This window comes from Streptomyces sp. NPDC087215, assembly GCF_044744885.1.
In the GTDB taxonomy this organism is placed as follows: Bacteria; Actinomycetota; Actinomycetes; order Streptomycetales; family Streptomycetaceae; genus Streptomyces.
In genome coordinates, this window is the sequence record NZ_JBIUZD010000002.1 from 546,158 (window position 1) to 566,649 (window position 20,492).

Annotated in this window: 18 protein-coding genes; 9 read left to right on the forward strand and 9 right to left on the reverse strand. The window is 73.6% G+C overall.

Going from position 1 to position 20,492, the window contains the following annotated elements; all coding sequences use genetic code 11:
• Positions 1–95: 95 nt before the first annotated feature.
• On the reverse strand, positions 96–959 hold the full coding sequence (panB, locus tag ACIO92_RS07100) for a 3-methyl-2-oxobutanoate hydroxymethyltransferase (RefSeq protein WP_366441476.1): 864 nt from the start codon (positions 957–959) through the stop codon (positions 96–98).
• Between the two features lie 370 nt (positions 960–1,329).
• Here panB and ACIO92_RS07105 point away from each other — a divergent pair, with 370 nt between their 5' ends.
• The 4 genes from ACIO92_RS07105 (at position 1,330) to ACIO92_RS07120 (ending at position 6,331) form a co-directional block, all read left to right on the forward strand.
• A complete protein-coding gene (locus ACIO92_RS07105) occupies positions 1,330–2,976 on the forward strand; it encodes an MFS transporter (protein ID WP_402279559.1) in 1,647 nt (548 codons plus the stop codon).
• 22 nt (positions 2,977–2,998) lie between these two features.
• Positions 2,999–3,727, forward strand: coding sequence for a TetR/AcrR family transcriptional regulator (locus tag ACIO92_RS07110; RefSeq protein WP_366441478.1), 729 nt, complete (start codon positions 2,999–3,001; stop codon positions 3,725–3,727).
• Between the two features lie 192 nt (positions 3,728–3,919).
• Complete coding sequence (locus ACIO92_RS07115) at positions 3,920–4,942, forward strand: endonuclease/exonuclease/phosphatase family protein (RefSeq protein ID WP_366441479.1); 1,023 nt, start codon at positions 3,920–3,922, stop codon at positions 4,940–4,942.
• A 153-nt stretch (positions 4,943–5,095) separates the two neighbouring features.
• Positions 5,096–6,331, forward strand: coding sequence for an MFS transporter (locus ACIO92_RS07120; protein ID WP_402279555.1), 1,236 nt, complete (start codon positions 5,096–5,098; stop codon positions 6,329–6,331).
• Here ACIO92_RS07120 and ACIO92_RS07125 read toward each other — a convergent pair.
• Both ACIO92_RS07125 and ACIO92_RS07130 read right to left on the reverse strand, forming a co-directional pair.
• The gene (locus tag ACIO92_RS07125) at positions 6,297–8,057 is read right to left on the reverse strand and encodes an NAD+ synthase (RefSeq protein WP_366441481.1); all 1,761 of its coding nucleotides are present in this window, start codon (positions 8,055–8,057) and stop codon (positions 6,297–6,299) included. The genes ACIO92_RS07120 and ACIO92_RS07125 overlap by 35 nt on opposite strands.
• 63 nt (positions 8,058–8,120) lie before the next feature.
• On the reverse strand, positions 8,121–8,957 hold the full coding sequence (locus ACIO92_RS07130) for a DUF4190 domain-containing protein (RefSeq protein WP_402055572.1): 837 nt from the start codon (positions 8,955–8,957) through the stop codon (positions 8,121–8,123).
• Positions 8,958–9,389: 432 nt separating this feature from the next.
• On the opposite strand from ACIO92_RS07130, the gene ACIO92_RS07135 reads away from it, so the two are divergent.
• Genes ACIO92_RS07135 through ACIO92_RS07145 form a run of 3 tightly spaced genes read left to right on the forward strand, consistent with a single transcriptional unit; the run spans position 9,390 to position 12,509 of the window.
• Positions 9,390–10,868, forward strand: coding sequence for an APC family permease (locus ACIO92_RS07135; protein ID WP_366441483.1), 1,479 nt, complete (start codon positions 9,390–9,392; stop codon positions 10,866–10,868).
• A 13-nt stretch (positions 10,869–10,881) separates the two neighbouring features.
• On the forward strand, positions 10,882–11,688 hold the full coding sequence (locus ACIO92_RS07140; RefSeq protein WP_366441484.1) for a DUF998 domain-containing protein: 807 nt from the start codon (positions 10,882–10,884) through the stop codon (positions 11,686–11,688).
• Positions 11,685–12,509, forward strand: coding sequence for an alpha/beta fold hydrolase (locus ACIO92_RS07145; RefSeq protein ID WP_401235879.1), 825 nt, complete (start codon positions 11,685–11,687; stop codon positions 12,507–12,509). Before ACIO92_RS07140 ends, ACIO92_RS07145 begins: the two co-directional genes overlap by 4 nt.
• Positions 12,510–12,569: 60 nt before the next feature.
• Here the strand turns inward: ACIO92_RS07145 and ACIO92_RS07150 are convergent, their stop codons facing one another.
• The 4 genes from ACIO92_RS07150 to ACIO92_RS07165 all read right to left on the reverse strand — a co-directional run bounded on the left by ACIO92_RS07150 (position 12,570) and on the right by ACIO92_RS07165 (position 14,901).
• Positions 12,570–12,989, reverse strand: a complete 420-nt coding sequence (locus tag ACIO92_RS07150; protein WP_366441486.1) for a CBS domain-containing protein — start codon at positions 12,987–12,989, stop codon at positions 12,570–12,572.
• A gap of 129 nt (positions 12,990–13,118) precedes the next feature.
• Positions 13,119–13,739 carry a DUF305 domain-containing protein gene (locus ACIO92_RS07155; RefSeq protein ID WP_401235952.1) on the reverse strand — a complete coding sequence of 207 codons (621 nt, stop codon included), beginning with the start codon at positions 13,737–13,739 and terminating at the stop codon, positions 13,119–13,121.
• Positions 13,740–13,741: 2 nt separating this feature from the next.
• A complete protein-coding gene (locus ACIO92_RS07160; protein ID WP_366441488.1) occupies positions 13,742–14,419 on the reverse strand; it encodes a DUF3105 domain-containing protein in 678 nt (225 codons plus the stop codon).
• 71 nt (positions 14,420–14,490) lie between these two features.
• Positions 14,491–14,901, reverse strand: a complete 411-nt coding sequence (locus ACIO92_RS07165) for a hypothetical protein (RefSeq protein ID WP_402279548.1) — start codon at positions 14,899–14,901, stop codon at positions 14,491–14,493.
• 248 nt (positions 14,902–15,149) lie between these two features.
• Between ACIO92_RS07165 and ACIO92_RS07170 the strand changes: the two genes are divergently transcribed.
• Entirely contained in the window at positions 15,150–16,511 is a 1,362-nt protein-coding gene (locus ACIO92_RS07170; protein WP_351779696.1) for a glutamine synthetase family protein, read from the forward strand.
• Positions 16,512–16,584: 73 nt separating this feature from the next.
• On the forward strand, positions 16,585–17,079 hold the full coding sequence (locus ACIO92_RS07175) for a GNAT family N-acetyltransferase (protein WP_366441489.1): 495 nt from the start codon (positions 16,585–16,587) through the stop codon (positions 17,077–17,079).
• A 23-nt stretch (positions 17,080–17,102) separates the two neighbouring features.
• Here ACIO92_RS07175 and ACIO92_RS07180 read toward each other — a convergent pair whose 3' ends face one another.
• Positions 17,103–17,534 (reverse strand): VOC family protein, encoded by a 432-nt coding sequence (locus ACIO92_RS07180; protein ID WP_366441490.1) that lies wholly within the window; start codon positions 17,532–17,534, stop codon positions 17,103–17,105.
• Positions 17,535–17,765: 231 nt separating this feature from the next.
• Positions 17,766–19,907, reverse strand: a complete 2,142-nt coding sequence (locus ACIO92_RS07185) for a PIG-L family deacetylase (RefSeq protein ID WP_402279543.1) — start codon at positions 19,905–19,907, stop codon at positions 17,766–17,768.
• Between the last annotated feature and the right edge of the window lie 585 nt (positions 19,908–20,492).

Sequence of the window (20,492 nt, forward strand, 5' to 3'; positions counted from 1 at the left end):
GGCCCCGGCCGTGGCCGAGGGCCCGCCGATGGGGGATGTCGGCGGGCCTCCGGGTGGTGCCGCGGTGGTCAGTGGCACCGGTGGTGCCGCGGTGGTCAGTGGAAGGTGTGCTCCTCGGCGGGGAACGCCCCGCCGCCGACGTCCTCGGCGAAGGCGCGGGCGGCGTCGCCGAGCGTCCCGCGGAGGTCGGCGTACTGCTTGGTGAAGCGCGGGACCCTGCCACCGGTGAGCCCGGCCATGTCGGTCCAGACGAGGACCTGGGCGTCGGTGTCGGGGCCCGCGCCGATGCCGACGGTCGGGATGTGCAGCGAGCGGGTGACCTCGGCGGCCAGTTCGGCCGGTACGAGTTCCAGGACGACGGCGAACGCGCCCGCGTCCTGGGCCGCCTTGGCGTCGCGGAGCAGCTGGTGCGCGGCCTCGTCGGAGCGGCCCTGCACCCGGTAGCCCATGGTGTTCACGGACTGCGGGGTGAGGCCCAGGTGGGACATGACGGGGATGCCCGCCTGGACGAGCAGTTCGGTCTGCGGCAGCGAGCGCTCGCCGCCCTCCAGCTTGATCGCGCCGACCCCGGCGTCCTTCACGAGCCGGGTGGCGTTGCGCAGGGCCTGGACGGGCCCCTCCTGGTACGAGCCGAAGGGCAGGTCGCCGACGACGAGGGCCCGCCGGGTGCCCCGGACGACGGCGGCGGAGAGCAGGGCCATCTCGTCCATCGTGACGGGCACGGTGGTCTCGTAGCCGAGGTGACAGTTGCCCATGGAGTCGCCGACGAGGAGGACGGGGATGCCCGCCTCGTCGAAGACGGAGGCGGTCATCGCGTCGTAGGCGGTGAGCATGGGCCACTTCTCGCCGCGGGTCTTGGCGGCGGCGATGTCGTGGACGGTGATGCGGCGCGTGCCCTTGCCGCCGTACAGTGCCCCGCTGCTGTCGGCGGGTGGTTTCTGGGCAGCCTGAAGCGTCATGGCGAACGGCTCCTTGTGTCATCTCGAGGCGCCCTGACGGCGTCCCCGGACCACATCCATGGTGGCACCTCGCCCGGCGGCCGGGGAAGTGGGCCGTAGTGGCGCTGTTCACACCGGCGGGTCGCGGGGTGCCCTCCGACCGGGTCACGGGCCGTACGGCCCCGACGCCGACGGGTCGTACGGCTCCGACGTCGACGTGCCGTACGGTCCCGGCGCCGTACGGCCCCCGCCCCGGTCGGGGCCCGGCGCCGGGCCCGGCTCCGGTCTCGCGCGGTGCGGGAGTGGCGCGGGAGGCGCCCCACGTAAAACCTCGGTCAGCTTTTTCGATACGAGACGGTCTCGTATCGAAATGGATCTTAGAGTGATGCTCATGTCACAACCGTCCACCGCACCCGCCGCACCGGCGGGGCCGCACGTCCCCGAGACCGTCCACCGGCGCCGCTGGGCCGTCCTCGGCGTCCTGATGCTCAGCCTGCTGATCGTCGTCCTCGACAACTCGATCCTCAACGTGGCCGTCAGGACGATCGCCGCGCCCGCGCCCACCGGCATCGGCGCCACCCAGAGCGAGCTGGAGTGGTCGATCAACTCCTACACGCTCGTCTTCGCCGGTCTCCTCTTCACCTCCGGCCTGCTCGGCGACCGCCTCGGCCGCAAGAAGGTCCTCCTCTTCGGCATCACCGTCTTCGGCATCGGTTCCGCCCTCGCCGCCCTCTCCGGCTCCCCGGGCGAGCTGATCGCCTACCGGGCCGTCATGGGCCTCGGCGCCGCCTTCGTGATGCCCGCCACCCTCGCCGTCCTGATGAACGTCTTCGAGCGCGACGAGCAGCCCAAGGCCATCGGCATCTGGGCGGGCAGCGTCGGCCTGGCCATCGCGATCGGCCCGATCACCGGCGGCATCCTGCTCGAACACTTCTGGTGGGGATCGATCTTCCTCATCAACGTGCCCGTCGTGCTCCTGGCCCTCGCCCTGATGGCCTGGCTCGTCCCCGACTCCCGGGACCCGAACCCCGGCAAGGTCGACATACCGGGCGTGCTCCTCTCCGTCGTCGGCCTCGTCCTCCTCGTGTACGGGATCATCCGGGGCGGCGAACTGGCCGACTTCACCGACGCCACCGCCCTCGCCCCGGCCCTCGGCGGCCTCGCGGTCCTCGCCCTCTTCGTCCTCCACGAGCGGCGCAGCGACCACCCCGCCATCGACATGACGTACTTCAGGCGGCCCGCGTTCTCCGCCGCCGTCGCCGCCATCGCGCTGGTCTTCTTCGCGCTGATGGGCGTCACGTTCTTCTCCGCCTTCTACCTCCAGAGCGTGCGCGGCTACAGCGCGCTCCAGTCGGGCCTGCTCATCCTGCCGCTGGCCGTCGCGCAGATGGTGTTCGCGCCCCGCGCCCGGCTCGTCGTCGAGCGCTTCGGCGCCCGGGTCGTCTGCACCGGCGGAATGCTCCTGGTCGCCCTCGGCCTCGCCGCGTTCGCCTTCTTCGACGCCGACACCCCGATCTGGGTGATGGAGGTCGTCTTCTTCGTCCAGGGCACGGGCATGGCGCACATCATGCCGCCGGTCACGGTGGCGATCATGCAGGCGCTGCCCCGGGAGAAGGCGGGCTCCGGCTCGGCCGTCAACAACACCTTCCGGCAGGTCGGCGGGGCGCTCGGCGTGGCCGTCCTGGGCTCGGTCCTCTCCTCCACCTACCGGGGCGAGATCGAGGGGCACCTCGGCGCGGTACCGGCCGCCCTGCGCGGAACGGCGGGCGAGTCGATCGAGGCCACCCTCGCCGTCGCGCGGAAGCTGGGACCGGCGGGCCGCGACCTGATCGCCCCCGCGTACGACGCCTTCCTGAGCGCCATGCACGTCACGGCCGTCGCCTCCGCCCTGATCGGCCTCGTCGGCGCCGCCGTCGTCGCCGCCTTCCTGCCGGGCCGCGCCCCGGCGACCGCCGCCACCGGCCCGCAGGACGGCGCCCCGGGGGCCTCGGTGCCCGCGCCGGGCGCCGGGGCGGGAGAATCGGCCCGACGTCGGTAACCGAACGAGAGGCGGAGCGCACGTGTCGCGGCAGGACGGCGGGACCCCGGAACCCCACGACGCCGGACGACGGTCCGGGGCGCCCGGCGAGAGCCCCGGTCCGGCACCGGCCGACCCCCCGTCCGCCGCGCACGGCGCGCCGTGCGACGCCCTCCCCGAGGCGGCCGGTGCCCGACGGGGCAGGCCGCGCAGCGAGGGCGTCGAGGCGGCCGTCTTCGACGCGGTCGTCGGGCTCCTCGACGAGGGGCTGCCGCTCGCCGAGCTGTCCGTCGAGCGGATCGCCCGCACCGCCGGGGTCGGCAAGGCCACCCTCTACCGCCGCTGGGCGGGCAAGGAGGAACTCCTCGTCGACCTGCTCCGCTCCATCGAGCCCCCGGACCCGGTGCTGCCCGGCACCTCGGTCCGGGCGGACCTCGTGGCCCTCCTGGAGTCGATGCGCGAACGCGGGGTCGCCAAGCGGAACTCCGCCCTGCTCCACAACGTGTTCGCGCAGATGCAGCTCTACCCCAAGCTCTGGGACGCGTACCACCACACCGTCATCGAGCCCCGCCGCCGCCTCGCCCTGGACGCCGTCCGGCGCGGCATGGCGGGCGGCGAGATCCGCGCCGACCTCGATCCGGAGTTCGTCAACGACCTCCTCACCGGCCCGCTGCTGCTGCGCACCGTCATACGCCCCGGCGGCTCTCTGGAACCGGGCCTGGCCGAACGGGTCGTCGACACCGTCCTGGAAGGACTCCGTCCGCGCCGCTGACCCGGCGGCACCCCGGTACGGACCCGGACGAATGTGCGCGTTCTGTCACAGCCCCGCTGTTCATGTCACCTGCAGGAACTCGCCACGCGCCCGTGTCGTCCCTGGGGGAGTACGACGGACCCGTCATCGCCTAGTGTCGACACCGGGTCACGGGGCAAGACAGCACGGCGGCAAGGCAGTGAGGACAGTGCGATGGCACGGGTGGACATGACGGAGACCGAGCACGGCGGCACCGGGAACGGCCCGGCCGCCTCCCGATTCCGGACCACCCTCGAACGGCTCCGGGGCAGCCGGGGCATCTGGCGCCGGGGCATCCTGCTCGCCCTCTGCTCGGTGGCCCTCACGGTGCTGATGGTCTTCCACTCCGACATCCCCAACCGGATCGGCAACCTCGGCAGCCTCACCGAGACCTTCCTGCCCTGGCTCGGCGTCTTCGTGCCGCTGCTGCTGGTCCTCGCGCTGGTCCGCCGCTCCGCCACCGCCCTCATCGCCCTGCTCCTCCCGGCCGTGGTGTGGCTGAACCTCTTCGGCGGACTCGCCGCCGACAAGTCCGTCCCCGGCGGTGACCTGACCGTGGCCACCCACAACGTCAACGCGGACAACCCGGACCCCGAGGGCACCGCCCGGCTGCTCGCCGACTCCGGCGCCGACGTCCTGGCCCTGGAGGAACTGAAGGGCGACATGGTCCCCACGTACCGCAAGGGACTCGCGGAGGCGTACCCGTACCACTCCGTCCAGGGCACCGTCGGCCTGTGGAGCAAGCTGCCGCTGCGCGCCGCGCAGCCCGTCGACATCCGGCTCGGCTGGACCCGCGCCATGCGCGCCACCGTCGTCACCCCCAAGGGCGACATCGCCGTGTACGTCGCCCACCTGCCGTCCGTACGGGTCAAGCTCAACGCGGGCTTCACCGCCAACCAGCGCGACACCAGCGCCAACGCCCTCGGCGAGGCCATCTCCCACGACCCGAACGAGCGGATCGTCCTCCTCGGCGACCTCAACGGCACCATGAACGACCGCGCGCTGAACGCCGTCACCTCCCAGCTCCGCTCCACCCAGGGCGCGGCGGGCGACGGCTTCGGCTTCAGCTGGCCCGCCTCCTCCCCGCTGGCCCGCATCGACCAGATCATGGTCAAGGGCGTCGAGCCGATGTCCTCCTGGGCCCTCCCCGCGACGAAGAGCGACCACCTCCCGATCGCCGCCCGCGTCCGGCTCTGAAGCGGAGCCGCCGCGCACCGGCCCGCCGCCGAGTCCGCCCCCACCCCCGTCTCCCGGGGGAAACCCGCCCTTCATCCCCCCGAAGCCACCGGGAGGGAACCGTCTGAGAGCCTTTGTTCCGACGAAGAACTATCTTCAGGAAAGGCTCCCCCCATGCCCCTGGCGCTGCTCGCGCTCGCCGTCTCCGCCTTCGGCATCGGCACCACCGAATTCGTGATGATGGGCCTGCTGCCCCAGGTCGCCGACGACCTCGGCACCTCCGTCCCCACCGCCGGACACCTCGTCTCGGCGTACGCGATCGGGGTCGTCGTCGGCGCCCCGCTGCTCACCGCCCTCGGCTCCCGCATCCCCCGCAAGCGGATGCTGCTCCTGCTCATGGCCCTCTTCACGGTCGGCAACCTGGCCTCCGCGCTCGCCCCCGACTTCGGCTGGCTCCTCGCGGGCCGGGTCCTCGCCGGACTCCCGCACGGCGCCTTCTTCGGCCTCGGCGCGGTCGTCGCCACCCGGCTCGTCCGCGAGGACCGGCAGGCCCGCGCGGTCGCCACGATGTTCCTCGGCCTCACCGTCGCCAACATCCTCGGCGTCCCCGCCGCCACCCTGCTCGGGCAGCGCCTCGGCTGGCGCGCCACCTTCCTCGTCGTCGCCGTCATCGGCCTGCTCGCCGTCGCCGCGCTCGCCCGCCTCGTCCCCCGGCTCCCCGCCGACGAACGCGGGGGACTGGGCCGCGAGGTGCGCGCCCTCGGCCGCCCCCAGGTCCTGCTCGGCCTGCTCACCGCCGTCTTCGGCTTCGCGGGCGTCTTCGCCGTCTACTCCTACCTGGCCTCGATGACCACCGAGGTGATGGGCTTCGGGGACTCCACCGTCACGCTCGTCCTCGCCCTCTTCGGCCTCGGCATGACCGGCGGGGCGCTCGCCGCCGGACCCCTGACCGACCGGGCCCCGCGCCCCACCCTGTACGGCTCGCTGGCCGCCCTCCTCCTCGCGCTGCTCGCCTTCCGCTTCACCGTCCACGTGCCCTGGCTGGCCCTGGTCACCGTCGTGGTCCTCGGCGCGGTCGGCTTCATGACGACCACCCCGCTCCAGATGCTGGTGATGCGCAAGGCCGAGGACGCCCCGACCCTCGCCTCCGCCTCCCAGCACTCCGCCTTCAACCTCGCCAACGCGGGCGGCGCCTGGGCGGGCGGCGCCGCCGTCGCCGCCGGATGGGGCTGGACCTCCCCGGCCCTGGTCGGCGCGGGCCTCACCGCCGCCGGTCTGGTGATCGCCGTCACGGCGGGCCTCCTCGACCGCCGTACGCCGGAGGGGGCCTCCCGCGTCGTGGCGGGAAGCCCCCTCAAGGCGGCAGGACCGGCGGTCAGCCGGCCGGGCTCTCCCGCCAGCGGTTCGTGATCGGCAGCCGCCGGTCCTTGCCGAAGCCCTTCGCGGAGATCTTGGTGCCCGGCGGGTACTGGCGCCGCTTGTACTCCGCCGCGTCCACCATCCGCAGCGTCCGGGTCACCAGCTCCTCGTCGAAACCGGCGGCCACGATCTCGTCCCGCCCCCGGTCCCGGTCCACGTACAGGGCGAGGACCGCGTCCAGGACCGCGTAGTCCGGCAGCGAGTCCGTGTCCAGCTGCCCCGGGCGCAGCTCCGCGCTCGGCGGCTTCGTGAGCGAGTTCTCCGGGATCGGCGGGGTCCGGCCGCGCTCCGCCGCCGCCCGGTTCCGCCAGCGCGCCAGCCGGAACACGTCCGACTTGTAGACGTCCTTGATGGGCCCGAACGCGCCGACGGAGTCGCCGTACAGCGTCGAGTAACCCACCGCCAGCTCGGACTTGTTGCCCGGCGCGAGGACGATGTGGCCCTCCTGGTTGGAGATCGCCATCAGCGTCGTGCCGCGCAGCCGCGACTGGAGGTTCTCCTCCGCGAGCCCCGTCAGGCCCAGCGTCGCCATGTACGCGTCGAACATCGGCTCGATCGACACCGTGCGGTAGTGCAGCCCGGTGCGCCGGGCCAGCTCGGCGGCGTCGTCGCGCGAGTGGGCCGAGGAGTACGCGGACGGCATCGACACCCCGTGGACGTTCTCCGCGCCGAGCGCGTCACAGGCGACGGCCGCGACCAGCGCCGAGTCGATGCCGCCGGACAGCCCGACCAGCACCGAACGGAAACCGTTCTTCGCCACGTAGGCGCGCACCCCGATGACCAGCGCGGAGTACACCTCCTCCTCGTCGTCGAGCCGGTGCGCCAGGCCGCCCGTCAGCTCCGGCTCGTACGGCGCCAGGGGCTCCTCCGAGAGCACCACCCGGTCGATCCGCAGCCCGTCGTCGACCACGCCCTCCGGCGCGTCCGGGTCGGCGGCCGGAAGCTCCAGGTCCAGGATCACGCTGCCCTCCGCGAACTGCGGGGCCCGCGCGACCACCTCGCCCGCCGCGTCCACCACGATCGAGTCGCCGTCGAAGACCAGCTCGTCCTGGCCGCCGGTGCTCGCCAGGTACGCGGTCACGCACCCCGCCTCCCGGGCCCGCCCCCGGACCAGTTCGAGCCGGGTGTCGTCCTTGTCCCGCTCGTACGGCGAGGCGTTCACCGACAGCAGCAGTCCGGCCCGCGCCGCCCGCGCCGCCGGGACCCGGCCGCCGTCCTGCCACAGGTCCTCGCAGATCGCCAGGGCCACGTCGACCCCGTGCACCCGGACGACCGGCAGGGTGTCGCCCGGCACGAAGTAGCGGTACTCGTCGAAGACGCCGTAGTTGGGCAGGTGGTGCTTGGCGAAGCGCAGCACCACCGCGCCGCCGTACAGCACGGCGGCGGCGTTCTCCGGCGAACCGGCCGGACGGCCGAGCCGGGGCACGGCCCGCTCGGACCGGTCCAGATAGCCGACGACGACCGGCACCTCCCCGAAGCCCTCGTCCGCGAGGCGGCGGGCCAGCGCGCGCAGCGCCGTCCGGGACGCCTCGACGAACGAGGGCCGCAGCGCGAGGTCCTCGACGGGATACCCGGTCAGCGCCATCTCGGGGAACGCGACGAGGTGCGCGCCCTGCCCGGCGGCGTGCCGGGTCCAGTGCACGATCGCCTCGGCGTTCCCGGTGACGTCTCCGACGGTCGAGTCGATCTGATTCAGCGCGAGGCGTAGTTGAGGCACACGGCCAGTCTAATCGTCAGACCGACGCGATGTCCTGGGAAAGCGGGGGTGCGCGACCGGCGGCTACTTCACCGGGCCGCTCCAGATCACCGTGTCGTACCGCAGCATCTCCGGCTCCAGCTCCACCTGGATCTCCTTGTCCGCGCCGGCCGGCAGGGCGAAGGCGAAGTCGCTGGTGGCCCGCTTGCCCGGCAGCACCGTGCCCCGGAACATCTCGGTCGCCCGGCTCCCGTCGAAGATCGCCCCCGCCTCGGCGCCCTTCGCGTCCTTCGCCGTCGGCAGCGCCGAGGCGACGTTCAGGGCCCGGTCGCCGCCGTTGACGATGGTGATGGTGAACTGGACCGCCGTCTGGCCCTTCTCGTACCCGGCGGCGAAGGCGTCGGGGCGGTAGTGGCGGGGCGCGGAGACGGTGACCTTCACCCCGTCGTCGTAGGTGTGGGTCTTCCCGAACGCCAGCACGGCGGGGCCGGTCGGCTCGGGCTCGGGCGTGGGCTTCGTGGCGGAGCCGGGGGCGGCGGACGCCCCGCCGGGGGTCTCGGACGCCTCGATCTGGAGGATCCCGCCCTCGTCCTCGATCGTGTTCACCGCCAGGGCGATGACGACCAGCCAGACCGCCGAGACGAGGAGGCTCACGGAACCGAGGACGATGCCCGCGACGGACTGGGCCCGGTCGTTCGTCTCGCCCCGCTTGGCGCGGCCGAGACCGACGATGCCGAGGACGAGGGCGACGACGCCCATGATCCCGCCGAGCCAGAAGAGGAACGGGACGATCGCGAAGACCAGTCCCACGATGCCGACGACCAGGGCGCCGACCCCGAGCGCCGTACGGGCGGGCGGCGCCTGGAACGGCGGCGGCGGACCCCAGGCGGGCGGTCCGGGGGTGTGCGTGGGCGTGGTCATACGAGTCCTCCGAGCTGGTCAGAAGATCCGACGTTAGACGGTTCGCACAGGGCCTGGCCAGCGGATTCGTCGCCGATGCGGCATTGTGACCCGCTGCTGGGAGGGGTCGAGGCGCCCGCCCGCCCCCGAATGCCGGTCCCAGCCCCGTACCGGGGCGTATCCGACATCCCGTCAGCTTCCGCTTCCGCCGCACCCGGCCATCCGCCCCGGTCCGCCCCGGTCCGCCCCCGCCCGCCCGACTGCCCGATCCAGCCCGCCCTACCCAGCCAGCCAGCCCGCCCGACCGACCGCCCGACCCAGCCCGACCGCGCACCGGGTGCCGACCGGGCGCCGACCGGCACCCCGCCCCGCCCCGAGGGCCACCGCACGCCCCGCCCCCGCCTCCCCGCCGCTCGACATGCGGGCCCGGCGCGACCCGCCGATCATGGCCCCATGACGACCACTGACGGTCCGGCGGAGTCGGAGCGGGCCGCCGGGGACGGTCCGGCGGCCCTTCAGGACGAGGGCACCAAGAGGCAGTTCATCTCCTGGCTGACCCTCGCGTTCATGACCACCGCGTCCGTCGCCAGCCTCCGGCCCTCGCCGACCATGGCCATCTACGGCCTCGCCGCGATCTTCCTCTATCTGCTGCCCGCCGTCGTCTTCCTGCTCCCCACCGCCCTTGTCGGCGCCGAGCTGGCCTCCGGCTGGAGCGGCGGCATCTACCGCTGGGTGAGCGAGGCGCTCGGCAAACCGCTCGGCTTCCTCGCGGTCTGGTGCCAGTTCGCCATGACCATCGCGTACTACCCGAGCCTCCTCGCGTACGTCGCCTCCACCTTCGCGTACGTCATCGACCCCTCCCTCGCCGAGAACGGCCCCTACGTCGCGATCGTCATCGTCGTCGTCTACTGGTCCGGGGTCCTGATCTCCTCACGCGGCACCCGGACGATCGCCGGACTGTCCTCCTTCGGCCTGATCATCGGCACCCTCGTCCCCGGGGTGCTCCTCGTCGTCCTCGGCATCGTCTTCCTCGGCCAGGGCAACCCCTCCGCGCAGCCCATGAGCCCCGACCACTGGCTGCCCCCGTGGACCGGCCTCGCGAGCCTGGTCCTCATCGTCAACAACTTCCTGTCCTACGCGGGCATGGAGATGAACGGCGTCCACGTCTCCTCGCTGCGCGACCCCGGGCGCGAGTACCCGAGGTCCATGTTCCTCGCCACCGGCCTGGTCCTGCTGATCTTCATCCTCCCGGCCCTGGCCATCGCCTGGGTCATGCCGTCCTCGCAGCTCAGCCTGACCGCCGGTCTGATGCAGGCGTTCCAGGCGTTCTTCGACCACTTCTCCATCGGCTGGATGACGAAGGTCGTCGGCGTCATGCTGGTCTGCGCGGCCCTCGGCGGGATGCTCACCTGGCTCTCCGGACCCGCCAGGGGACTCGTCCTGCTCTCCCGGCAGGAGGGCTATCTGCCGCCCCCGCTCCAGAAGTTCAACAAGGACGGCGCACCCCGGAACATCATGGTCGCGCAGGGCGTCGTCACCACCCTGATCGGCGTCCTCTACGCCTTCAGCGACGACGTCTCCAGCGCGTACTGGATGTTCTCCGTCGTCACGGTGCAGATCTACCTCATCGCGTACCTGCTGATGTTCGTCGCCGTGGTCAAGCTCCGCGGGACCCGGCCCGAGGTCGAACGGGGCTTCCGCGTGCCCGCCGTCGCCTGGGTCGCGGGCACCGGCTTCGTCGCCTCGGTCGCCGCGCTCGCCATCGGCTTCGTCCCGCCGGAGCAGTTCGGCGACCAGCCGCTCTGGCGCTATCTGCTGATCGTCGGCGGCGGACTGCTGGTCCTCGGCCTCGTCATCCCGGCGGCCCTCCTCAAGTACCGCAAGCCCAGCTGGATCCACCCGGATCACAGGCAACCTTCCGACGCGATCTGACGTCCCACCCGATATGCCCGCAAAGGTCACCCGCGCCGCCGCCGTCCTGCTCGCCCTCGGCGCACTCGCGTACACCACCTGGGTCGTCGAAGTCGTCGTCCGGACCGGCCTCGACCCGATCCGGACGTACGTCTCCGAGCTCGCGGCCCAGGACCAGCCGCTCGGCGGCCTCTTCCGCGCCACCGACCTCGCGGCCGGCACCCTCGTCCTGGCGGGCGCGCTCGCGGGCCTCCTCACCACGACACGGCGGTACGGGACCGGGGCAGGGGCCGGGACGACCGCAGACGGCTCCCCGCCCGGAGCCGGAACGGCCGCACCCGGGTCCGCACCCGGGTCCGGGACGGGCTCCGGCGGCTCCTCGTCCCGACGCCGACGGCCCTGGGAGGTCGTCGGCTGGGCCGCCCTCGCGCTCTTCGGCGCCGCCACCGTCGCCGACTCGCGCCTCCCGCTCAGCTGCGCCCCGACCGTGGACCCCGCGTGCGCCGCCCGCGAGACCGCCGGGCTCGTGCCCGCCACCCATACGGCCCACGCCGTCAGCTCCAGTCTCGCCATGACCGGCGCGCTGGTCGCCATAGTCGCCCTGACCGTCGCCGCCCGCCGCCACGGACGTCTGCGGCCCCTCGCCAGGACCGGCCCCGTCCTCGTCGTCCTGGAGTTCGCCGCCACCGCCTGGACCCTCGTCGCCGTCGCCGCCTTCGAGGCGGGGAAGGGCATCTGGTCGCTGGGCGCGGGCCAGCGGCTCCAGGTCCTCCTGGTCGCCGTCTGGATCGGGGTCCTCGCGTACGCGCTGGCCACCGAGGACCGCCGGGAGCGCCCGTGACCTTCGTCCGGATCGCCGGAACCGTCCACCACGTCACCGTCGAGGGCGCGGGACCCGTCTGCGTCCTCGCCGCGGGCCTCGGCCTCAGCTGGTTCGACTGGGACCCCGTCGTGCCGCTCCTCGCCCCGCACCGCACCGTCGTCCGCTTCGACCGGCCCGGACACGGCCTCTCCGCCCCCGCCGCCTCGCCGCCCACCGCAGAGGGCGAGGCCGACCGCATCGCCGCCCTCCTCGACGCGCTCGGCCACCCCGGACCCGTCACCGTCGTCGGGCACTCGATCGCCGGGTTCCACGTGGAGGGCTTCGCCCGGCTCCACCCCGGCCGGACCGCCGCCCTCGTGCTCGTCGACTCCTCCGTGGAGGAGCACCCCCGCCCCGCCCGCCTGCCGGGGGCCGTCCCGCGCGCCCTCGGAGCCGTACTCGCCGCCGCCGGCATCCCCGCCGCCCTCGGCCCCGCGCTCCGCCGCGCGGCCGTCCGCCACGACCCGGCCCCCGCCGAGCTCGTCCGCCGCGTCTACCGCACCTCACGGGTCTTCCGGGGCACCCTCCTGGAGAACTCGCGCTACGGAGCCGTCGCCGCCGGACTCGACGCCCTGCGGGCCGCCCACCCGCTCCCGCCCGGCCTGCCCGTCACCGTCCTCGCCGCGCCCGACGGCTCCGCCCGCTGGGAGGCCCGCCAGCGCGCGCTGGCCCGACGGCTCGGCGCCCGCTACGAGGCGGCCGTGCCGTCGGGCCATCTGGTCATGCTGGACCGCCCGGACGCGGTGGCGGACGCGGTCCTGCGCACCGGCGGGACCGGGGGGCCCGGAAGGGCCGGGTGACTCCGGGTCCGGCTCCGGACCCGGACCCGGACCCGGACCAGGGGAATCCCGCCGGTCCGGTCAGGAAGCCGCGTAGACGCTCGCGCAGAACCCCTTGATCTGCTCGTCCGACAGGTGCTGCGCCAGATCGGCCTCGCTGATCATGCCGACGAGCCGCTTCTCCTCGATCACCGGCAGCCGCCGGATCTGATGGCTCTGCATCTCCTCCAGGACGGCGCCGACGTCCGCGTCCGCCTCCACCCAGCGCGGGGTGCCCTTCGCCATCTCCCCGCAGGTCACCTTCGCCGGATCGTGCCCCATGGCCACACAGCCGACGACGATGTCCCGGTCCGTGAGGATGCCGCAGAGGCGTTGGTTCTCGTCGGCGATGGGCAGCGCGCCCACGTCCAGGTTCCGCATCAGCTGGGCGGCGCGGTCGAGCGTCTCGTGTGCCGGGATCCACTGGGCCCCGGGGTGCATGATGTCCTTCGCCGTGGTCATGGGGGGAACACCTTTCGTCGGACGCGGTCAGGCGTACGTCCCCGAGCACCCCCATTCTCGGCGCGCGACGGGGCCCCCGCGACCGCAGTGGTCACGGGGGCCCCGTCGTACGCGGACCGGCGCGGGGCCTCAGGCGCCGCGCTTCCTCAGCATGTCCGCCATCAGCGCCATCTCGGACCGCTGCCCGTCGACCATGCCCTGCGCGAGGTTCCGCTCGACGTCCACCGAGCACTTCTGGACGCAGCCCTCGGCCATGTGGACCCCGCCCCTGTGGTGCTCGGTCATCAGCTTCAGGTAGAGCACCTCGGCCTCGCGCCCGTCGGCCTTCCGCAGCTCGTCCAGCTGCGCGTCGGTCGCCATCCCCGGCATGAGGGCCCCGTCGAGCGGGCCCGTGTCACCGGAGGCGCCCATGCCCATCCAGGCCATCGGCTCGGTCCCGGACTCGGTCTTGGGCAGCCCCCACAGATCCAGCCAGCCGAGCATCATGCCCCGCTGGTTGGCCTGGGTGTTGGCGATGTCGTACGCGAGACGGCGCACCTCCTCGTTCCGGGTGCGGTCCCGGACGATGAACGACATCTCGACGGCCTGCTGGTGGTGGACGGACATGTCCCGGGCGAACCCGGCGTCCGCCGACAGGGAGACGGGGGTACGGGGCGCCTCCTCACCGCCCGTGGCGACGGTGACCGCGCCCCCGGCGAAGAGCAGCGCGAGGGCGACGGCGGTGACCGCCGCGCCCTGCGTGCGGTTCAGCCTCACTGGCCCATCCCGGCGCCGCCCATGCCGTCCTCACCGACGCCACCGGTGCAGGCGGCCCCGGGCTCGGGGGTCTGCGCGCCCTGGACGTACTTGGTGAAGAAGGCGTCGATCCGGGGGTCGCTCGCGTTGTCCACGGTGACCTGCTTGCCCCACGCGGTGAGCATGAGCGCCCCGGCCTGGTCGTCCACCGGGCTGATCATCGTGTACTTGGTCTTGCCGACCTTCTCCTCCAGCTTCTTCACGTCGTCGGGGGAGGCCTTCTTGTTGTACGTCACCCAGACGGCGCCGTGCTCCAGGGAGTGCACCGCGTTCACCTCGGCGATCGTCTTCTTGTAGACGACGCCGTCGCAGTTCGCCCAGACCGGGTGGTGGTCGCCGCCGACCGCGGGCTTCATGTCGTACTTCACGGCCGTCTCGACGTGGTTGCGGCCGAGCTTCTTCGCGTCCCAGGACTTCTCGGCGGCGATCGGCGCCTTCGCGGCGGCGTCCTTCGCGTCCTGCTCGTCGGACTTCTTCATCAGCACGACGGTGCCGAAGCCGACGAGGCCCAGCACGACGACACCGGAGATGCCGATCGTGATCAGTCGGTTGCGGCGCTCGCGGGCCTGCTCGGCGCGGCGCATCTCCTCTATTCGGGCGCGGCGGTCGGCGGTGGCGGAGCGGTTGGCGGCCATGGTGGTGTCGTCCTTCTTCGGGGGTGGGGTGGAGTTCGGTGCGGGACGTGCGGGGCGGGAGCCCGCCGCCGTCACGTCCGGAGAACTTGAAGGACGTACGGGTCGGGTGCGCGGGGCTGGGCGGCCGAACGCACCGCCCGGCCCCCGTCCACCGACGGTGCGGAGCGCGGCGGCCCGTCCGCCGCGTGCGGCGGGGGATCGAGCGGGGGCGCGCTGAGCACCGCGGGGGAGAGGGACGGGAAGAGGGAGCAGCCGCCGCGGTCGTACGGACAGACGTACTCGGCGGCGGAGACCCCGGCGAAGGCCCCGGCCGGGGCGGTGGCCGCCCGGGAGGCCCGTTCGGCGGGGGTGCCGTGGTGGCGTTCCGCGCCCGGTCCCGCGCCCAGACAGAAGAAGAGCGCGGCGAGGAGCGTCGCCACGGCACTCATCAGTGCCACGGGACGCGCGTGCCGGGACGGGCGTTCGAGCCGTGGGGCCCCCATGTGCGCAGATCGTAGTGGGCGCGGACGCTCTGTGGGCCGAACGGGGTACCTCTCGGTACCGGCGGGACGATGGCGGGACGGCGTACGGCACCGGGGCACGGGTGTTCTCCCGTTACCTGAGTCACACCCGAGCGGGCACTATGGGTGTGCAACGTGCGCGAAACCATGTGGTGGGATGCTCAGGTGCCCCCCGACGTTGCCCGAGGCGGTGGGAGCAGGCGGCCTGACCAGCGAGGATGGGTGTGGAAATGGACAAGCAGCAGGAATTCGTGCTCCGTACGCTCGAAGAGCGCGACATCCGCTTCGTACGTCTGTGGTTCACCGACGTGCTCGGTTTCCTCAAGTCGGTCGCCGTGGCACCGGCCGAACTGGAGCAGGCGTTCGACGAGGGCATCGGTTTCGACGGCTCCGCGATCGAGGGCTTCGCCCGGGTCTACGAGTCCGACATGATCGCCAAGCCGGACCCGGGCACCTTCCAGATCCTGCCCTGGCGCGCCGAGGCACCCGGCACGGCCCGGATGTTCTGCGACATCCTCATGCCGGACGGCTCGCCGTCCTTCGCGGACCCGCGCTACGTCCTGAAGCGGGCCCTCGCCAAGACCTCGGACCTCGGCTTCACCTTCTACACCCACCCCGAGATCGAGTTCTTCCTCCTCAAGGACAAGCCCCTCGACGGCACCCGGCCCACCCCGGCCGACAACTCGGGCTACTTCGACCACACCCCGCAGAACGTCGGCATGGACTTCCGCCGCCAGGCCATCACGATGCTCGAATCGATGGGCATCTCGGTGGAGTTCAGCCACCACGAGGGCGCCCCCGGGCAGCAGGAGATCGACCTCCGCTACGCCGACGCGCTCTCCACCGCCGACAACATCATGACCTTCCGCCTGGTCATGAAGCAGGTCGCGCTGGAGCAGGGCGTCCAGGCCACGTTCATGCCCAAGCCGTTCTCCGACTACCCCGGTTCGGGGATGCACACCCACCTGTCCCTCTTCGAGGGCGACCGGAACGCGTTCTACGAGTCGGGCGCCGAGTACCAGCTCTCCAAGGTGGGCCGCTCGTTCATCGCGGGTCTGCTGCGGCACGCGGGCGAGATCTCCGCCGTCACCAACCAGTGGGTGAACTCGTACAAGCGCATCTGGGGCGGCTCGTCCCGCACGGCGGGCTCGGGCGGCGAGGCCCCCTCGTACATCTGCTGGGGCCACAACAACCGCTCCGCCCTGATCCGCGTCCCCATGTACAAGCCGGGCAAGACCGGTTCGTCCCGGGTGGAGGTCCGCTCCATCGACTCGGGCGCCAACCCGTACCTGACCTACGCGGTCCTCCTCGCCGCGGGCCTCAAGGGCATCGAGGAGGGCTACGAGCTCCCGCCGGGCGCCGACGACGACGTCTGGGCCCTCTCCGACGCGGAGCGCCGGGCGATGGGCATCGAACCGCTCCCGCAGAACCTGGGCGAGGCGATCTCCCTGATGGAGAAGAGCGAACTGGTCGCGGAGACCCTCGGCGAGCACGTCTTCGACTTCTTCCTCCGCAACAAGAAGCAGGAGTGGGAGGAGTACCGGAGCGAGGTCACCGCCTTCGAACTCCGCAAGAACCTGCCGGTGCTGTAGCGGTTCCGCCGGGGTCCCGGGGGCCGCGGAAACCGCGTTGCCCCGGGCCCCCGGAGCCGTCCACACTGCGGCCGTGAGGAACGAGAGCGTCACCACCGCGCGGCTCCTGCTGGACCCGCTGAGCGTCGCCGAGGCCGGGCGGATCGTCACCCGGGCCGCCGGGGACGGGGACCTGTGGGCCGAGGGATATCCCGGGGACGGGGACGTACGGTCGTGCACCGGGTTCCTGCGGGGGGTCGCCGAGCGCGGCGACCCGGGCGCGTTCCGGCCGTACGCGATACGGCTCCGGGACGGCGGGGCGACCGTCGGCGGGATCGGGTTCCACGGGCCGCCCGACGAGCGGGGCGTCGTCACCGTCGGATACGGGCTGGTCCCGGGCGCGCGCGGCCGGGGCTACGCCTCCGAGGCCCTGCGCGGGCTCGTCGGCCTGGCCCGCCGGGCCGGTGCCTCCGGGGTGAAGGGGGACGCCGACCTCGACAACGTGGCCTCGCACCGGGTCATGGAGGCCGCGGGCCTCCTGCGCGTCGCGGAGGCCGACGGACTGCGCCACTACCACCTGGCGCTCTGACGGCCGGGCCTTGCGGGCTCTCCCTAACGCTCCGACAGTTCCGCCGGGACCTCCTGGACCACCCAGCTGTTGCCGTCCGGGTCCTCGAAGGACAGGAACGAGTTCCAGGTGTCGCCCCTGCCCTCCTCCCAGCCCGTCGCGCCCACGTGCAGCACGGGGGACACCTCGACGCCCCGGTCGGCGAGTTCGGCCCGTGCCGCCTCGATGTCCGTGACGCAGAGCTGGAGGCCGCTCAGCGCGCCCGGGGCCATCTCCGCCGCCCGGGGCATCCTCGGCATCCCGGTCTGCATCGAGATGGAGCAGCGCGAGCCCGGCGGGGTCGCCTGGATGACGCGCAGGCCCGGTGCCACCTCCCGGTCCACGTCGATGGTGAAGCCGCACTTCTCGGCGTAGAACTTCTTGGCGCGGTCCAGGTCGGTCACCGGGACGGTGACGACTTCCAGGGTCCAGTTCATGGGGGGTCTCCTCAGCGACGCCGACGGCTGTGCCCGTACGGCTGCGCCCCGGGCGGAGCCGTACGCCGGACGCGGCGCGGCCGTGGACACCGGGGCCGTACCACCATCCCCCAGGACCGCCCTGTCCCGCACTTCGGGCCGCAACGCGCGCCCGCACCCCACCACGCGCGCCCCCGCGCGCGCCGCCGGGCGCCCCTGCCCCAGGTCCGCCCCAGGTCCCGCCCCCGGGGGCTACGGCGCGGTACTCGTCGGTCCCGCCGGGGTCCAGTGCAGCCGGCCGTCCAGACCGATCGCCGCGACCCCGTCCGGGCCCGCGTCCGGCGCCCCCGAGAACAGGAACCGCTCCAGCGTCCACACCGGGCCCGACGCCGTCCTGCCGTGCGGGGCCGTCGCCAGGAAACCGGTCCTCGACCGGACGGCGAGGATGCCGTCACCGCCGCTCACCGGGCCGAAGCCCGCGACCCCGCCGGGCAGCTCGGTGAACGGGGAGACCGGGGCCGCGCCCGAGAAGTCGGCGCTGCGCAGATCACCGGAGGAGGGCTTGCGGAACCAGAGCCGTACGCCCTCGCCGTCCGGTGCCGGGCCCGCGCTCAGGGCGAGCGTCGTCGCCGGGAGCCCGGTCCTGACCGGGCCCCTCAGCGGGGCGCCGGGCTCCGGCCGGGCCCAGACCAGGACCGTGCGGGGGGTGCTGGCGAAGACGTAGCTCCGGCCCTCGCCGTCCGTCGCCGCGACCGGGTCGCCGTACACGTCGGTGCCGCCGAGCACCGCCCACGGCCCCCAGCCGCCGTCCGCGCGCTGCTCGCGCGCGGTCAGCCGGTGGTGGCTGTCCCGCAGCAGCACGGTCGCGAGGCCCGCGCCGTCCACGGTCACGGCGGGCGCGCTGATGTCCGAGGTGCCGCTCGCGTCGTCCCGTTCCGGGGTGCCGAGCGGACGCCAGGGCCCGAACGGGCCGCCGGGGGACGTCTGCGCGGTGGTCACGACCTCCCGGCGGTAGCCGCCGGTGCCCGTCCCGGTGAGCCCGGTCTGTGTCGTCCGGGTGCCGTAGACCGCGATCCGGCCGTCGGGCAGCGCCACCGAGGTGACCCCGCTGTCCATTCCGCCGCCGGGCAGCAGCGCCGGGCCCTGCCAGCCGCCGCGCGCGGGCATCCGCCAGGCCGCGAGCTGCCCGTCGAGCACGGAGAAGGCGTTCAGCCCGCCCCTCCCGTCGCGCTGCACCCAGGAGGTGGAGGTGCCCCGGGCGTAGCGCACGGTCTGCGCCCAGCCCCGTCCGGCGGGCCGGGCGGCCACCTTCAGGTCCCCGCAGCCCGCGATCGTGCCGCAGTCCCGGACGCCGTCCAGCCAGGCGTACGTCTTGAGGGTCTTCAGCTTCGCCCCGGCCGTCTCGGGGTCGAGGGTGTGCGGCAGGGCGCTGGTGGGGTAGCCCAGGTAGTTCTGCACGCCGACGCGCGGACGTCCGGGCAGCTCCGCGTACCGGGCCAGCGCCGCCTGGGCGAACCGGGCCCCGTACAGATGGTCCTGGTGGTCCTTCGCCCGGCCCGTCCTCGGGTCCGTGCCCGGCGACGGGTCCTGCATCCGGACGAAGGTCGGCCGGAACCGGTCGAGCAGCCCGGTGATCGTCGCCACGACCTGGTCCTTCGTGTACCCGAAGTCCGCCGCGACCGGCGTCCCGGCGGACCGCTGGGACTCCAGCGTCCCGATCCGGCCGTGCCAGAGGCCGTTCATGCTGTGCGGGCGGTCGCCGCTGGTCGAACCGGCCTCGCGGAGCTGCACCCACACCAGTCCGATCCGGGGCAGGGCGCGCAGGGTGTCCAGCTCGGCGGCGGCGCCGCCCGCCGTGGGGATCGAGACCCGGTCCCAGGGGCTGGTCCGGTCGCCGGTCGCCATCTCGGCGTACGCGGCCCGGATGCCGTTCTGCCGGGCCTCGGCGTAGCCCGCCTTGTCGGGCGTGGTCGCGGCGACGTCCCGGGGGCGCGCGTTGACCCCGTCGGACTCGCCCGCGGTGAGGTACACGGAGGTCAGCGGGTTGCCGGAGCGCAGCGACTGGGAGATGTCCGGGTTCATGAAGAACAGGTCGTCGTCGGGGTGCGCCACGATCTGGAGGACGGAGGTGCCGCCCTTCCCCGGCTGCTCCGGCGTCACCGTCCAGGGGCCCGTCCGCCGCCCGGGACCGGCGTCCGTGCCCGCCTCCACACCCGCCGCCCGGACCCCCGGACCCTTCGCCTCCGGCGCCGCGTGCGCCGACGGCGTCCTCGACGCGCCCGTCACCGAGAGCAGTCCGGCGAAGGCGCCCCCCGCCACGACGGCCGTCACGACGACGGACACGGTCGCGCGGCGGGACGGGAGGCGGAGGCGGCGGCGGAGTCGTACGGGCATGGTCGATGGCGCTTTCGACGGGGACCGGGGTCGGACGGGGGGCGCCGGTCGGGCGGTCAGGAGGCGGTTCGGCGGGGTGAGGAGCCGAGGGGCCGGTTCTTCGGATCGGTCGGGCTCGGCGGACGGGGACTTCCGCCCCGAGCAAGACGAACTTTCAAGGGATACGGTTCATCCGACACGAAAAGCCACCTTTGTGCCGGACATCACCCGTGACGCGCGGTGACCCCCACCCCCGACCCGTACGGGCCCGCTCCTCGACGTGCCGAACCCCGCCGCCGGACCGAGCCCGTGGCGCGGGGGAAGCCCACCCCTTCGATGTGCCGCAGGCCCCGGCGGTGGTGCGGTGCGGAGCGGTCCTCCCCAGCTAAGCGCGCCCTGCCGGGCGGTGGTGCGGCGGGTGCCCCGGTGATGTGCGGGCGGGTGCCCCGGCGGTGGTGCGGCGCGGCCCACCCCGCTCCTGACGCCCCAGGGCCCCTCCCGCCTGCCCCCCACGGCCCCTGCCCTTGAGGCCCGTTCGGTGACACGCCGTGAGGGTCGTCCGTGGCCCGCCACAGGCCCATTCGTGTCAGCGCCGGGCATCCGCAC